General features: G+C 50.3%; 14 protein-coding genes and 1 other RNA gene. All 15 read left to right on the top strand.

Annotated features, from left to right (window positions below):
* Positions 1-75 precede the first annotated feature (75 nt).
* An RNA gene (gene rnpB / locus DUW71_RS04495) (RNase P RNA component class A) lies at positions 76-425 on the top strand.
* A gap of 270 nt (positions 426-695) precedes the next feature.
* On the top strand, positions 696-1,172 hold the full coding sequence (gene mraZ, locus DUW71_RS04490; protein ID WP_233546026.1) for a division/cell wall cluster transcriptional repressor MraZ: 477 nt from the start codon (positions 696-698) through the stop codon (positions 1,170-1,172).
* Positions 1,169-2,101 carry a 16S rRNA (cytosine(1402)-N(4))-methyltransferase RsmH gene (gene rsmH, locus DUW71_RS04485; RefSeq protein WP_119394038.1) on the top strand — a complete coding sequence of 311 codons (933 nt, stop codon included), beginning with the start codon at positions 1,169-1,171 and terminating at the stop codon, positions 2,099-2,101. The genes mraZ and rsmH overlap by 4 nt, the downstream gene beginning before the upstream one ends.
* Positions 2,101-2,370 carry a cell division protein FtsL gene (gene ftsL / locus DUW71_RS04480; protein ID WP_119394037.1) on the top strand — a complete coding sequence of 90 codons (270 nt, stop codon included), beginning with the start codon at positions 2,101-2,103 and terminating at the stop codon, positions 2,368-2,370. The genes rsmH and ftsL overlap by 1 nt, the downstream gene beginning before the upstream one ends.
* A 1-nt stretch (position 2,371) precedes the next feature.
* Complete coding sequence (locus DUW71_RS04475; protein ID WP_119394036.1) at positions 2,372-4,033, top strand: peptidoglycan D,D-transpeptidase FtsI family protein; 1,662 nt, start codon at positions 2,372-2,374, stop codon at positions 4,031-4,033.
* 2 nt (positions 4,034-4,035) lie between these two features.
* The gene (locus DUW71_RS04470; protein ID WP_119394035.1) at positions 4,036-5,418 is read left to right on the top strand and encodes a UDP-N-acetylmuramoyl-L-alanyl-D-glutamate--2,6-diaminopimelate ligase; all 1,383 of its coding nucleotides are present in this window, start codon (positions 4,036-4,038) and stop codon (positions 5,416-5,418) included.
* Positions 5,415-6,758 (top strand): UDP-N-acetylmuramoyl-tripeptide--D-alanyl-D-alanine ligase, encoded by a 1,344-nt coding sequence (locus tag DUW71_RS04465; protein WP_119394034.1) that lies wholly within the window; start codon positions 5,415-5,417, stop codon positions 6,756-6,758. Before DUW71_RS04470 ends, DUW71_RS04465 begins: the two co-directional genes overlap by 4 nt.
* Entirely contained in the window at positions 6,755-7,837 is a 1,083-nt protein-coding gene (gene mraY / locus DUW71_RS04460; RefSeq protein WP_119394033.1) for a phospho-N-acetylmuramoyl-pentapeptide-transferase, read from the top strand. Before DUW71_RS04465 ends, mraY begins: the two co-directional genes overlap by 4 nt.
* The gene (murD, locus tag DUW71_RS04455; RefSeq protein WP_119394032.1) at positions 7,837-9,162 is read left to right on the top strand and encodes a UDP-N-acetylmuramoyl-L-alanine--D-glutamate ligase; all 1,326 of its coding nucleotides are present in this window, start codon (positions 7,837-7,839) and stop codon (positions 9,160-9,162) included. Before mraY ends, murD begins: the two co-directional genes overlap by 1 nt.
* Complete coding sequence (gene ftsW, locus DUW71_RS04450; RefSeq protein WP_119394031.1) at positions 9,162-10,316, top strand: putative lipid II flippase FtsW; 1,155 nt, start codon at positions 9,162-9,164, stop codon at positions 10,314-10,316. The genes murD and ftsW overlap by 1 nt, the downstream gene beginning before the upstream one ends.
* The gene (murG, locus tag DUW71_RS04445; RefSeq protein ID WP_119394030.1) at positions 10,313-11,395 is read left to right on the top strand and encodes an undecaprenyldiphospho-muramoylpentapeptide beta-N-acetylglucosaminyltransferase; all 1,083 of its coding nucleotides are present in this window, start codon (positions 10,313-10,315) and stop codon (positions 11,393-11,395) included. The genes ftsW and murG overlap by 4 nt, the downstream gene beginning before the upstream one ends.
* Positions 11,364-12,800, top strand: a complete 1,437-nt coding sequence (gene murC, locus DUW71_RS04440; protein ID WP_119394029.1) for a UDP-N-acetylmuramate--L-alanine ligase — start codon at positions 11,364-11,366, stop codon at positions 12,798-12,800. Before murG ends, murC begins: the two co-directional genes overlap by 32 nt.
* Positions 12,797-13,714 carry a D-alanine--D-alanine ligase gene (locus tag DUW71_RS04435; RefSeq protein ID WP_119394028.1) on the top strand — a complete coding sequence of 306 codons (918 nt, stop codon included), beginning with the start codon at positions 12,797-12,799 and terminating at the stop codon, positions 13,712-13,714. Before murC ends, DUW71_RS04435 begins: the two co-directional genes overlap by 4 nt.
* On the top strand, positions 13,711-14,460 hold the full coding sequence (locus DUW71_RS04430; RefSeq protein ID WP_119394027.1) for a cell division protein FtsQ/DivIB: 750 nt from the start codon (positions 13,711-13,713) through the stop codon (positions 14,458-14,460). The genes DUW71_RS04435 and DUW71_RS04430 overlap by 4 nt, the downstream gene beginning before the upstream one ends.
* Complete coding sequence (gene ftsA / locus DUW71_RS04425; RefSeq protein WP_119394026.1) at positions 14,457-15,704, top strand: cell division protein FtsA; 1,248 nt, start codon at positions 14,457-14,459, stop codon at positions 15,702-15,704. The genes DUW71_RS04430 and ftsA overlap by 4 nt, the downstream gene beginning before the upstream one ends.
* Positions 15,705-15,712 lie beyond the last annotated feature (8 nt).

Raw genomic sequence — 15,712 nt, 5'->3', positions numbered from 1 at the left:
GTTTTCGCGCCCGCCACTCTCACTCGAAACGTTATTTTACTTGCTTACTGGGCTGCAACGGGTAGTATTGCCGCCCGAGTCAGCCAGACAACCGCTGCTAGGGTAACCTAGGGGAGGAAAGTCCGGGCTCCATAGGGCAGGGTGCCTGCTAACGGCAGGGCGGCGTAAGCCGACAGCTAGTGCAGCAGAGAGTAGACCGCCTAAGCGATTTATCGCCGGTAAGGGTGAAAGGGTGCGGTAAGAGCGCACCGCGTGACTGGTAACAGTTCATGGCACGGTAAACCTCACTTGGAGCAAGGCCAAATAGGGTCTCATTCGGCGTTGCCCGCGCTGAGACCGGGTAGGCTGCTTGAGCCATAGAGCAATCTATGGCCTAGACGAATGGTTGTCCACGACAGAACCCGGCTTATCGGCTGACTCACTTTTCCCCCACTTTTCCCCACTACAGCTCCCGAAATGGTAATTGTTACCGTTTGTTTGTCTCTTTTTCGTCACATTTGCCACACTGTTCGCCATTCTCCTTATTTCTTGTGGCCTCGCGCCAATTTCTGATCGTTACGCACGGATACGATTAACAGCAATTTACTTACATATCAGGCCATTTCTCAGCTTGCATTGATTGTTGTGGGTTTCTATAGTGGTGAATGGTGGGAGAAAGTGGAGAATTGTGGACTCAGCCACAAAAAATCGTCAAAATGGACAATCAAACTCAGTCAATCATGTTGCGCGGTATTCATACGCCAACGCTCGACAATAAAGGTCGATTTGCGTTGCCTAGCCGCTTGCGCCCCGAATTGGCTGACTATTGTGATAGCGAGCTGGTTGTAACAGTGGATGTGGACGAGCCATGTTTGTTGATTTATCCCAAGCCTGATTGGGAAATTGTGCAAGCCAAACTCATGTCTTTACCTTCTTTAAATCCCCAAGTTAGACGCTTGCAGCGGTTATTGATGGGTCAAGCCGCCGACCTAAAGCTTGATTCCGCTGGCCGTGTGTTATTACCCAGTGCGCTAAGAGACCACGCCCGTCTGTCGCATCAACTAACGCTGATGGGCTTGGGGAATAAATTTGAACTTTGGGATGCTGCCACCTGGCAACAAACCCAAGATGCTTATCGTGATGAGATGGGCCAACTAGATAGCAGTGAAGTGCTGCAGGATTTGTCTTTATGAGTACGTTTAACCACAAAACCGTGTTGCTCGATGAGGCTGTTGAGCTATTGGTGACAAATCCCGATGGCGTTTATGTTGACGGCACCTTTGGTCGCGGTGGTCATTCGCGGCTGATTTTGTCACAGCTTAGCGAGCAGGGTCGCTTGTTTGTTTTTGATAAAGATCCAGAGGCGATTGCCATTGCCAATGCATTAGCTAGTGAAGATCCGCGAGTGACCGTGTGTCATTGTGGGTTTATTGAGTTGCAGCAGGCGCTTGCTGAGCAGGGCGTCGGTAGCATTGATGGCTTGTTGCTGGATTTAGGTGTGTCGTCACCTCAGCTAGATGACGCATCGCGTGGTTTTAGTTTTCGCCAAGACGGCCCGCTAGATATGCGGATGAATCCTGATGCCGGCATATCGGCCGCGCAGTGGGTCAATGAAGCGGACGAAGCAGAAATGGTGGACGTGTTCTTTACCTATGGCGAAGAAAAGTTTAGCCGCAAAATTGCCGGTAAAATTGTTGAAGCGCGCCAGCTTGAGCCGTTTCGCAACACACTTCAGTTGGCTAACTTGGTCGCGCAATCCATTCCTCGCAAGTTCCATGAAAAAAACAAGCACCCAGCTACGCGCATTTTCCAAGCGATTCGCATTCGAGTGAATAATGAATTAGGCGAGTTAGAAACCATCTTAGCGGATTCGCTAGAAATGCTTTCGCCAGGTGGTCGGCAAGTCATTATTAGCTTCCACTCGCTAGAAGACCGCATGGTGAAGCAGTTCATGCGCAAAGAGGCCAAGGGCAAAGAGCTGCCGCGTGGTTTGCCTGTTACTGGTGACGCACAAGGGGTGCGAGTAAAGCTAATTGGTAAAGCACGTAAGGCTAGCCAGATTGAGATAGAAGAAAATGTTCGGGCGCGCAGCGCCATTATGCGTGTGGCGGAGAAACTTTAATGCGCCATCGCTGGTTGTTAACAACAGTGCTGTCGTTCGCCTGCGCGGCGACTGCCATTGCCATTGTTAAAACGAGTTATGAAACGCGTCAGCTGTATGCGCAATTGCAAACCTTGCGCCAAGAAGCGCAACAGATGCAGTCACAATATGGGCAACTGTTATTAGAGCAAACTGCTTTGCAAAACCTAGGAAGGGTTGAGCGCATTGCGGTTCAAGAATGGGACATGGGCCTGCCAGAGGCCGACGCCATTATTATTTGGAGGGAATAAGATGTACAAAGGTCGAATTATTGTTATGACGGTGATGCTGTCGGCGTTAATGTCGGTCGTAGCAGGACGCCTTGTGTATATCCAACTGGTAGATCAAAGCATGCTGGCGTCGCAAGGTGACCAGCGCACGCTTAGAACCGATGTGCTGCCTGCAAGTCGCGGCATGATTGTTGATCGCAATAACCAGCCCTTGGCAGTGTCTACGCCGATGACCACTATTTTTGCCGATCCGCGCAAAGTGGACCCAGCACAGTTACCAGCATTAGCCGCAGATTTGGGCATGTCACCTGGCGAGTTGATCGAGCGCTATCAGCGCTTTAGCAATAAAGCGTTTATGTACATTGAACGTCGCATGGTGCCTAGTGAGGCAGAGGCTGTGTTGGCGAAAAATTATGATGGCATCTATGGCAAAACTGAATATCAGCGCTTCTATCCAACCGGTGAGGTGATGGCCAATGTACTGGGATTTACCGATGTAGATGGCAATGGCATTGAGGGCTTAGAGCGCTCGTATGATGGTTTTATGCAGCCTGAACTCGGCGCTGTTGATGTGGTTAAAGATGTGCGTGGGCGCGTTATTCGCGTTATTGAAGAGACGGCAGCCCCACGCGATGGCGGCAACCTTCAGTTAACCATAGATACGCAATTGCAGTACCTAGCCTACCGCGAGCTAAAAGCTGCCGTGCAAGCACGTAACGCCAAAGGTGGCAGCGTGGTGATTATGGATCCTCGCACTGGGGATGTATTAGCCCTAGCGAATCAGCCAAGCTTTAACCCAAATGATCGCTCAACGGTTGATCCGAACGGTTTGCGTAACCGGGCAGTGATCGACCCATTTGAGCCAGGTTCGGTCATTAAGCCTTTCACCATTGCTGCAGCATTAGAAAGTGGGCAGTACGGTGCGTTGAACATGGTGGACACCTCGCCTGGTTTTATGCGTGTTACTGGTCAAACCATTCGTGACTCCGGTAATTATGGCGAAATTTCGCTAAGCGATATTATTCGCCGTTCAAGCAACGTTGGTGCCAGTAAAATTGCTCTGCACATTGGTGCTCAGAATGTTTGGTCGGCGCTTTGGGAAACAGGTATTGGTCAGCCACTTAACCTCGGCTTTCCAGCTGAAACCAATGGTCAGCTAACAAATCGCCCACGCTGGAGTGACGCCCAAACCGCCACAATGTCATATGGCTATGGTTTTACTACCTCGGCTGTGCATTTAGCACGCGCTTACAGTGCGCTCGCGAATGATGGGGTATTGCCGCCAGCACGCTTGGTCAAGGGAGTGCAAACCGATCAGCCAAAACGCGTGTTTTCTGATAAAACCGCCAGAGACGTGAGAACTATGCTAGGCGCCGTTGTAGAAGATGGTACTGGTCGGCGTGCTGGGTTAACGCTTTACACTGCCGGCGGTAAGACAGGTACGGTACACAAAGTAGGGGCCAATGGTTATGACTCGGATCGCTATCGCTCTACCTTTGTTGGCATGGCGCCGATCGAAAATCCCGAGATGGTAGTGGTGATCACCATTGATGAGCCCCAAGGTGAAGAATACTACGGTGGTGAAGTGGCGGCACCAGTGTTCTCGGCCATATTGAATCGCGCGATGCCAATGGCGGGCGTGACACCAAATAAAGACCAACCACAGTTGGCGCGAGGAGAATAAACATGGCGAAGTGGGCAGAAATGCTTGGTTTCCCACTAGAAGTTGAGGTGAAACGCTTGTTAGCGGACAGTCGCCAAGTTCGCCCAGGGGATGCGTTTGTCGCCTTGCCTGGTATTGAGCGCGATGGCGCTGAGTTTGTCACGGCGGCAGTGGCTAACGGCGCTAGTTTAGTGATTAGTCATCAGCCCGTATTGGCTGATGTGCCTGTTTGGGTAGTGGACAACCTAGTTGATAAATTACCAGCCGTAGCCGCTGAGTTTTACCAAAAGCCTTTATCTTGGTTATTTGGTGTTACGGGAACAAATGGCAAAACATCGGTTGCCGCCTATGTGGCGCAATTGCTTGATGAAGCAGGCTTTTTAGGAACGATCGGCAATGGCAAGTGGCCTAACCTTAACGAGTCTAGCCATACCACCCAGGATTTATTAGCCGTACATGCAAATTTGGCCGAGTTGGCCAGCAACTGCCAAGGCGTTGCGATGGAGGTCAGTTCGCATGCGATTGATCAACAACGAATTGCTGCATTACCGTTTTCGGTGTTGGCATTTACTAATTTGTCGCGTGATCACCTAGATTATCACGGCAGCATGGACAACTATGGGGCCTGTAAAAAGTCTTTATTCAGCCAATATCCACAAGCCACTGCCGTGGTGAATATTGATGATGCGCTTGGGCAAGAGATTGCCGGTGAGCGTGATGTGGTAACTGTGTCGTTGCAGCACAAAGCTGACCATCAGTTTAGTGACTTAATCCTCAAGCCAACGGGGTTGCAGGCAACCTGGCATTTTAATGGTGAAGCCAGACAAGTATCTGCGCCTCTGCTGGGTGAGTTTAATGCCAATAATTTGCTGGTGGCGATGGCCAGTGCTGTCGCACTTGGTGTGGATAGTGATGTCATTGTGCAGCGCGCCGCTAACTTAGTCCCAGTTGCGGGGCGTATGCAGGGGGTTACCTGGCAGGATCGCTTAGCAATTGTTGATTATGCCCATACGCCAGATGCGCTTGAAAAGGCACTCAAGGCTGCCCGAGCACATTGCCATAACAAGTTAATGGTAGTAGTAGGCTGTGGCGGTGATCGCGATAAAGGCAAACGACCATTGATGGCGCAAGCGGCACTTGAGCATGCTGACTATTGTTGGTTTACCTCGGACAACCCACGCTCGGAAAACCCAAAAGCCATTTTGCAAGACATGGAAGCAGGCGATCCACGCAGTGAAGCGCGTTATGTGATCGATCGCGAGCAATCCATTCAACAAGCATTAATGGCCATGCAGCCCGGCGATGTGTTGTTAGTGGCGGGTAAAGGCCATGAAGATTACCAGGAAGTGCAAGGCCAGCGTTATCCATTTAGTGATATGGCAGTCATTCAGGAGTGGTGGGCATGATTGCTTATCGCTTATCTGAACTTGCCCAGTACCTTGACGGCACATTAGTGGGTAGTGATAAGACCGTGACTGGTTTTAGCACCGACTCCCGCCAAGCGAATATTGATGACCTGTTTATTGCGCTGATTGGTGAGCGTTTTGATGCTCATGATTTTTGTGCTGCGAGCGCTGCCGGTGCCTGTGTTGTGTCGCGCCAGTTGCCGATTGAACAAGCTCAAATTGTGGTTGCGGATACGCAAGTGGCTCTACAGCAACTCGGTAAGTTTTGCCGCCAGCAGGCGACAAAGGCGAAAGTGGTCGCGCTCACCGGTAGTGCGGGTAAGACCACCACGCGTGAGCTGCTTGCTCAGATGATGCAACCCCTTGGCGAAGGTGTGGTCACGCAAGGCAACCTAAACAATGACATAGGTGTGCCGCTAACCCTGTTTCGCATGCAACCTACAACCGAATGGGCTGTCATCGAATGTGGTGCTAGTCGTGTGGGTGATATTGGCCGCATAGCGCCCCTTGCCATGCCGCAGGTAACGATATTGCTCAATGCCCTCGATGCCCATATTGGCAAGTTTGGCTCACTAGAAAATATTCGTACGGGCAAAGGCGAGATCATTGCCGCGGCTAGCCAGGCGGTGGTGTTAAACCTAGATGACCCAGCGTTTGCCCAATGGCAAGCTCGCACGCCGGCAGCCACCAAATTATTAACTTTTTCAATGCACAACCCAAAAGCGCATGCCTTTGCTAGTGATATTCACTGTACTGCCCGAGACACCAAACTGACGGTGCATATACATGGCAGTACCTATTCAGCTCGCATTGCTGTGCCGGGTAAACACCTTGTTCACAACTTTCTTGCCGCACTACTCGCAGCCGTTGAGCACGGCGTTGACGCCAGTTCAGCGATTGCGTTGGCTGAGTCGTTCGAAGGGTTTGCCGGGCGCATGGCGTTTGTTGAGCTGCAGGATCGGCTGTTAATCGACGATTCCTACAATGCAAGCCCTGCATCGGTTTATGCTGCGATCGATGTGCTCGCCGCACAGAATGGCTATAAGGTTTTGGCACTGGGTGACTTAGCTGAGCTAGGTGAACAATCAGAACGCATTCATCAAGAAATTGGCCAATACGCCTGTGGCCGCGTTGACGAATTATTGACGGTCGGTAATATAAGCCGTTTCGCTCAACAGCAGTTCGATGGTCGTTCAAAACACTATGCCTCGAATTCAGATCTCACAGCTGATCTGGTAAGCCATTTACCGGTTGGCAGTGTGTTGTTGGTTAAGGGGTCTCGCGGTGCAGCCATGGATCAAGTTGCCGATGCTGCCCGCTCGCTTTGGAGTAAATCATGATTTATTGGCTGTCCCAGTGGTTAAGTCAGTTCGATCCTAGCTTTGTATCGCTGCAGTACGTTACGTTGCGCGCTATTTTTGCGGCGTTGACAGCCCTAGGTGTGGCGCTGGTTATTGGGCCTGGTTACATCAGCTGGCTAAAGCACTATCAAATTGGTCAGGCGGTTCGCGATGATGGCCCTCGTAGTCATTTGTCTAAAGCTGGTACGCCAACCATGGGTGGTGGCTTAATTATTCTTTCAATTGTGGTGTCGGCGCTCATTTGGGGCGATTTAACCAATATCTACTTGTGGCTGGTATTGGCAGTAACCATTGGTTTTGGTGCGGTTGGCTGGGTAGATGATTACCGCAAGGTCGTTGAGAAAAACCCACGCGGATTGCCTGCTAAGTGGAAATACTTTTGGCAGTCGGTAGTGGGGCTAACGGTTGCCGTGGTGCTGTTCAATATTGCTAAAACGCCAGAAGAAACCAGCTTGTTGATTCCATTGTTTAAAGACCTCTGGATACCTTTAGGCTTTGGTTTCATTATCTTCACTTATTTTGTCATTGTAGGTACTAGTAACGCGGTGAACCTAACCGACGGCCTAGATGGTTTAGCCATTTTGCCAACCGTGCTAGTGGGTGGTGCCCTAGGTGTGTTGGCGTATCTAACTGGGCACGCTAATTTTGCCTACTATCTTCATATTCCTCATATTTTAGGTACCGGCGAACTGGTCATCTTTTCTGCTGCTCTAGTCGGTGCTGGCATGGGCTTCTTGTGGTTTAACACTTACCCAGCGCAGGTGTTTATGGGGGATGTGGGTGCACTAGCATTAGGTGGCGCGCTAGGGGCCATGGCAGTAATGGTGCGCCAAGAGCTGGTGCTATTTATTATGGGTGGCATCTTTGTAGTAGAAACCTTATCGGTCATCGTGCAAGTTGCTAGTTTCAAACTCACTGGTAAGCGCGTGTTCCGAATGGCGCCCATTCATCATCACTTCGAGCTTAAAGGTTGGGCGGAGCCAAAAGTCATTGTTCGGTTTTGGATTATCACGGTTGTACTGGTTCTCGTTGGCATGGCAACGTTGAAGGTGCGCTAATGACAGATTCGCTGAATTATCTCGTTGTTGGGTTAGGTAAAACAGGTCAATCTGTTTTGCGCCATTTGGCGCGCACCGAGCAAGCATTTGTTGCTTGGGATACGCGTGCGAACTTGCCAACCTTGAGTGACCTAAAACAAACATACCCCAATCACGATTTTTACGCCGGTGACTTGCCGGCTTCTGTGCTTGCTTCGGTGGATTGCATTGTTGTCTCACCGGGTGTGCCGCTGTCTCACCCGGTGCTGCAGCAAGCTCAGGCTCAGGGAATAGCGATTATTGGTGACATAGATCTTTGGCGCCAAGCGATCAATGCACCCATTGTGGCAATCACTGGTTCTAATGCGAAAAGCACGGTAACAAGTTTGGTTGGCGCTATGGCTAAGGCCGCAGGCATTAATGTGGCTGTGTGCGGCAACTTGGGTACACCAGTGCTCGATGAACTCGCCGCCCAGCCTGACGCGCAGCTATGGGTAGTCGAGTTATCAAGTTTTCAACTAGAGACCACCAATAACCTTAATGCTGCTGTAGCGACGGTATTAAATTTATCCGAAGACCATATGGATCGCTACGATTCGATGGCGCAGTACAAAGCTGCCAAACACCGAATTTTTGCCGGTGCAGAGCATGTTGTGGTGAACTTGAACGATGAAAACTCTCGTCCACAAGATTCGGGTGCCAAGTTTATTAGTGAGTTCACCATCTCTGCTGAGCCAAGCAGTGCTTGGCGTTTGTCTATGCTAGACGACCAGGAATGGTTGTATCAAGGTAGGCGCCCACTAATGCCGGTAGCTGACGTGGCTATGTCTGGCAAGCAGAACTATGAAAACGCACTGGCCAGTGCGGCCCTGGCAACAGCGGTCGGTGTGTCAGTAGATGCCATCAAATCCGCCTTGCGCTCATTTTCTGGTTTAGCACATCGATGTCAGAACGTCGCCCAGATCAACGGCGTAAGCTGGGTGAATGACTCGAAAGGCACCAATGTTGGCGCCACGCTTGCGGCAATAAATGGCTTGCACCGTGGTGCGAACCTGATTTTATTGGTTGGTGGTGTTGGCAAAGGTGCAGACTTTAGCCCGCTTGCCCCAGCGATGGCGCAAGCTTGCAAGCTAGTTATTGGCTTTGGGCGCGATGGTGCCAGTATCGCAAACCTCGCTCCAAGGCGTTACGTCTGCGAAACCTTGCAGGATGCCGTTGCCTACGCATATGGCCAAGCAGTGTCTGGTGATGTGGTGCTGTTATCGCCAGCCTGTGCGAGTTTCGATCAGTTTGATAGCTTCGAACACCGTGGTGATACCTTTGTGCGCTTGGTAAAGGAGCTTTAATGAACGCAGTAATCGCGCATTTAAAAGCCTCTATTCGCCAAACTTGGTGGCTGGATCGCTGGTTGTTATTAGCAACCTTGGCGCTGATTACTTTTGGCGTTGTGATGATCACCTCTAGTGCGGTCGATTTTGCTGCCCGCATTGGTGATCCATGGTTCTTTGTGCGCCGCGAAATCGTTTACCTGTGTTTGGCAACCATTGTTGCGATTGCCTGCATGCTCACACCTAGTCACCTAATTTACCGCTACTCAGCGATATTGCTAGCGATAGGACTAATACTGCTGGTTGCGGTGTTGATTCCTGGTATTGGCAAAGAGGTAAATGGCAGCCGGCGCTGGATCCCCTTGGGTTTTATGAACTTCCAGTCTTCGGAAGCGGCAAAAATGTGTTTGGTGGCTTATTTAGCAGCGTATCTCGTGCGCCGCGGCGATGAAGTTCGGTCGGGTTTTTATGGTTTTGTGAAGCCAATTATCATTATGATCGGCTATGCCGTATTGCTGCTGCTCGAGCCGGATTTTGGTGCCACCGTGGTGATTGTGGGTATGACCGGTGGTGTGCTGTTCTTGGCTGGGGCGCAAATTTATTGGTTCTTCTTAGCCATGCTGCTGTCGGTGTTGGCATTGTTTTTAGTGTTTTGGTTAGAGCCTTACCGCATGCAGCGTTTTACCGCGTTTTTAGACCCGTGGAGCCCTGAGCATGTGTTTGGCACCAGTTATCAGTTAACCCAATCGCTTATTGGCATCGGCCGCGGCGGCTGGTTTGGTGTTGGTTTGGGCAATAGTATTCAAAAACTTGCCTTCTTACCCGAGGCCCACACTGATTTTGTTTTCGCCATCATAGGTGAAGAGCTAGGTGTGCTTGGGCATGTCATCGTCTTGGCGTTATATGGTTTATTGGTGTCTCGAATGATGCGCATTGGTTGGTTGTCGGAGCAAGCCGGCAAACAATATGGTGCTTACCTGTGTTATGGCTTTGCATTGATTATGGCTTTGCAGGTGGCTATTAACGTTGGTGTAAATATTGGGCTGTTGCCAACTAAGGGGCTTACTTTGCCGTTTTTAAGTTGGGGTGGCTCAAGCTTGTTGGTTTCCGTTGCCATGGTGGCTATTTGCCAGCGTGTGCATCACGAGTTGCACGCAGGAGGTGAGCAATGAGAGCACTGATTATGGCCGGCGGTACCGGTGGTCACATTTATCCCGGTCTAGCAATAGCTAAAGCCTTAAAAGCCAAACAATGGCACGTATCCTGGCTGGGTAGTCGCACCGGTATGGAGATGGAGTTGGTGCCGGAGCACGACATTGAGATCTCAGCACTGTCGGTGAAGGGGATTCGTGGCAATGGCATTAAACGCAAATTACTAGCGCCGTTTATGATTTCGCAGGCAGTTGGTCAAGCAATGGCTATTTTGCGCCATTTGAAACCAGATGTAGTGATTAGTTTTGGTGGTTTTGCCGCTGGCCCAGGTGGCATTGCTGCACGCTTGTTGCGCATTCCATTATTGGTGCACGAGCAGAATGCGATCGCGGGTACCACCAACCGTTGGTTGACGCGTTTGGGTGGGCAGCCGCTTACTGCTTTTGCTGGCGCTTTACCGAACTCGCTACAGATCGGTAATCCGGTTCGGGCTGAGTTAACGCATTGTCCAGGGCCACAAAGCCGCTGGGTGAGCAAGACTCGCCCACCTTTTAATGTGTTGGTGCTAGGCGGTAGCCGAGGTGCTAAGCAACTAAACGATGTATTGCCTACGGCGCTAAAGAAGCTGGAGCAGGTGAACGTTTGGCATCAAGCTGGGGCAAAGAACTACGAACAGGTAAAAGCTAATCAAGGTGAGTTGCCTGGGCGATATCACCTAGTGCCGTACATTGAGAATATGCGCAAGGCATATGAATGGGCAGATGTGGTCATTTGTCGAGCTGGTGCCTTAACCGTTTCTGAAGTGTCGGCGGTGGGTGTCCCAGCAATATTTGTACCCTATCCACATGCTGTGGATGATCACCAATATCACAATGCCAAACAACTCGTTGATCAAGGTGCTGCCAAGCTAATTCGTGACCACGAGTTAACCGAAGAGGTGGTGCACGCAACCTTGATGCCAATGCTAAACGATAAAGAATTAATGCGCATGGCCATGCTGGCCCGCGCAGCCGCGAAGCCATATGCGGCCAGAGATATGGTTGCTATTTGTGAAGAATTAATAGGAGATGCGCGTGAGCGAGCAAATCACCGTATATGAAGTGCCTGAAATGCGCCGAATGCAGCGTATCCATTTTGTGGGTATTGGCGGCGTAGGCATGTGCGGTATTGCCGAGGTGCTACTGAACCAAGGTTACCAAGTTAGCGGGTCAGATATTCGCCCATCGGCCGCAACCAAGCGCTTAGAGCAACAGGGTGCCAAGGTGTTTATTGGTCACCATGCTAGCAATGTTATTAACTGCCACGTGGTGGTGGTATCCAGTGCCATCAACGAAAAAAACCCAGAGGTGGCAGCAGCTCGTGCGTCTCGCATCCCAGTCATTCCGCGGGCACAGATGCTAGCTGAGTTAATGCGCTTTAGGCATGGTATTGCTATCGCGGGAACACATGGCAAAACCACAACCACTAGCTTGATGGCAACCGTGTTTCACGAAGGCAAGTTAGATCCAACGTTTGTGATCGGCGGCCAGTTAAACGCTGCCGCGACCAATGCCAAATTGGGCACCAGTCGCTATTTAGTGGCTGAAGCAGACGAAAGTGATGCATCGTTTTTGCACTTGCAGCCAATGGTGTCGGTGGTGACCAACATCGATGCGGATCATATGAGCACCTATGGTGGTGATTTTGAAAATGTTAAGCAGGCTTTTGTTGATTTTCTCCACAACTTACCGTTTTACGGCTTGGCCGTACTCTGTATAGACGATGAGAATGTGCGTGAAATACTGCCAAAAATTTCTCGTCCAGTGACCACCTATGGTTTGTCTAATGATGCCGATATTCGGGCGGTTAATGTAACCGAGCTTGGTGTACAAACGCAGTTTATTGCCAAGCGCAAAGGGCACGCTGACTTAGACATTACCTTGAACATGCCTGGTACGCACAATGTACAAAATGCTTTGGCTGTCATTGCCGTGGCAACAGATGAGGGCGTGAGTGATGAAGCCATTAAAGCTGGCTTGATGCGCTTTCAAGGGGTTGGTCGCCGCTTTCACCAATATGGTGATATTGAAACACCCGTTGGCAAGATTACTGTTATTGATGATTATGGCCATCACCCAAAAGAGTTGGAAGTGACCTGGCAGGCACTGCAGAGTGCGTTTCCAGAACGCAGAATCGTTTGGCTCTTCCAGCCACACCGTTATAGTCGCACCAAAGACCTATTTGAAGATTTTGCCAAAGTGCTTTCGCAGTGCGAAAAGCTGCTGCTGCTCGAGGTATACAGTGCCGGTGAAGAGCCGATCCCAGGTGCTGACGGGCGACACCTAGCTGCTGCCATTCGCGAGCGCGGTAAGGTTAACCCAGTATTTATTGAAACAATTGAAGAAGTGACCTCTGTGCTGCCGAACGTTTTACAAGCTGGTGACGTGCTAGTGACCCAGGGAGCAGGTAATGTGGGTGCTTTGGTGAAAGAGTTAGTGAACAAGAAGTTGGGGTTTGAGCAATGAGTCAGTTGTCCATTGCCGTGTTGTATGGCGGAACGTCTGCCGAGCGTGCTGTGTCATTGCAAAGTGGCGAAGCCGTCGCTGAAGGTTTGTTGGCGGCCGGTCATAAGGTTGAGTTGATCGACACACAAGCGCCGTTTATCTCTAGGTTGCTTAATGAATCTTTCGATTTGGCATTTATAGCGCTGCATGGCCGCGGTGGCGAAGACGGTGTCATTCAAGGCCTGCTGGAAAGCATTAAGCTGCCTTACACTGGCAGTGGCGTTGCGGCGAGTGCGCTAGCAATGGATAAGCACTGTAGCAAGGTAGTGATGGCTGCAGCCGGCGTGCCGGTAGCGCCTTCCATTACGTTGAATGCTGATGATGTGGTAGCACCGCATGAGATTGCTGCCGAGTTGGGTTTGCCATTATTTGTTAAGCCTGTTCGCGAAGGCTCTAGTGTTGGTATGAGCAAAGTAAATCAGGCGCAAGATCTAGTGCAGGCAGTGTCGCTAGCGCGAGAGTTTGACCAACAAGTATTGGTTGAAGCATTTCTTGCCGGACGTGAATACTCGGTACCCATTTTAGCGGGGCGTGCGCTACCTGTGATTGGTTTGCAGCCGGCAACAGAGTTTTACGATTATGCCGCCAAATATGAACGAGATGACACGACTTATGCGCTCCCTAGCGGCTTAAGCCAAGCTGATGAAGTTAAGGCACAGCGTATTGCCGAGCAGGCGGCGCATGCATTAGGTTGCCGTGGTTGGTGTCGAGTGGATGTTATGGCTGATGCGCAAGGCGAACTGTTTGTTTTGGAGGTCAATACGTCGCCAGGCATGACAAGCCATAGTTTGGTGCCTATGGCGGCCAAAGCAGAAGGCAAGTCTTTCTCTGAGCTGGTCGACCATATTGCCCACTTGGCCTTGGAAACTGCATGAAACATGGCGCCACTCGCATTCGCGAACCCATGCAGATAAAGCTACCCAAGCCACCTAAGTGGCTTGGGCGCGCATTGTTAGCGGTGACAATTATTGCGTTGGTTTTAGGTGGCAGCTGGTGGAGTATTCGCCAAATTCAGTGGCAGGTAGCTGAGGTTAGGTTGCTATCAAGCCTGCAGTATGGTGACGAGGCCGTGCTGCAAAAGCGACTGCAACAATTTGAGGGGCGCAGTTTATTTGATTTGCCGCTCGTGCAGGTTAAAGAAGCGTTAGAAGCCGATCCATGGATTTATTCGGCCTCGGTACAGCTATTGTGGCCCAATACCATTGAAGTGACCGTGGTGGAGCAGCAGCCGGTGGCGCGCTGGAATGAGCAGTACTTCATCAGTAGCCGGGGCGATGTGTTCGGCCCAGTTGAGCAAAATCTTGGTTTGCCCAAGTTGGTGGGGCCCCAAGATCAAGCTGAAACAGTGGTGGCTGAGTACTTAACATTTAGCCAAATGTTCGCACCACTGAGCGTTGGTATTCGCCAGCTTGAGCTGGCAAAGCGAGGGGCTTGGACTGTGCAGCTAGACAACGGCATCACTATTTTACTAGGGGCCAACAATACTACGGCAAGAATGCAACGAGTTAAGCGTTGGTGGCAGGCAAGTGCGAACGAAAAAAGCATTGAATATATTGATGCGCGCTATGACAATGGCATAGCTATCATGGCGCCGCAAAACGAAGAAGGAAAACAACAATGAGTGCACCGTCAGGGGAAAATATTATCGTTGGCCTCGATATTGGCACATCAAAAGTGGTGTGTATTGTCGGTGCCGTAACAGCTGATAAAGGGTTGGAAATTATCGGTTTAGGCTCTGCTCCGTCGCGAGGCATGAAAAAAGGCGTTGTAAATAACATCGATTCAACCGTGCAAAGTATTCAGCGCGCTGTTGAAGAAGCGGAGTTAATGTCTGGTTGTCGAATTCACTCGGTTAATGTGGGGATTGCTGGCAGTCATATTATGTCGCAAAACTCTATTGGTGTTGTGGCCATAAAAGATAAAGAAGTATCTGAAGCGGATCTTGAGCGTGTAATCGACGCTGCACGCGCAATCGCGCTACCTTCGGATCAGCGCCCGCTGCATGTTTTGCCGCAAGAATATGTTATAGACAACCAAGACGGTATAAAAGACCCGCTAGGTATGAGTGGGGTTCGTTTAGAAGCGCGTGTTCATATTGTTAGTGCGTCAGATAATGCTATTCAGAATATTGAAAAATGTGTGCAGCGATGTAATTTAGCAATGGACTCCATAGTTTTAGAGCAACTTGCCTCAAGTTATGCTGTACTTACAGACGATGAAAAAGAATTAGGTGTTTGTGTTGTTGATATTGGTGGTGGCACAACCGATATTGCAGTGTTTACCGAAGGTGCAATTCGTCATACAGCGGTCATTCCAATTGCTGGCGACCAAGTGACCAACGATATTGCACAAGGTTTCGCCACGCCATCGCAGTATGCGGAAGATATAAAAATAAAATATGCGTGTGCATTAGCACAGCTTGCGCATGAAGAAGAAGTAATCAAAGTACCAAGTGTAGGTGATCGCCCACCAAGGCAACTTAGTCGTCAAGGGTTGGCGGAAGTCGTTGAACCAAGGTATGAAGAAATTTTTACTCTCGTTCAGTCAGAATTACGTCGAAGTGGCTATGAGGAGATGATTCCAGCTGGTATCGTGTTAACTGGCGGTACTTCTAAAATGGAAGGTGCGGTAGAATTGGCAGAAGAAGTTTTTCACTCTCCGGTTCGATTAGCACGACCATTTGGTGTAACTGGCTTAACTGATCAAATTAGTAATCCAATTTATGCAACGGGTGTGGGACTATTACTACACGCGTTACAGCAACAGGCTATACAGGCGTCGCCCACCACTAGGCGTCGCCAGCCAAGCGTGCAAAGCGAAGGTGGCTTTAAGCGCTTGATAGGATGGGTGAAACAGAACTTTTAATGAGAGGA

Origin of the sequence: Salinibius halmophilus (genome assembly GCF_003577475.1) — a bacterium.
GTDB classification, from domain to species: Bacteria; Pseudomonadota; Gammaproteobacteria; order Pseudomonadales; family Natronospirillaceae; genus Salinibius; species Salinibius halmophilus.
The sequence above is the reverse complement of the archived record's forward strand: the minus strand, read 5'-3'. Positions and strand labels throughout refer to the sequence as shown.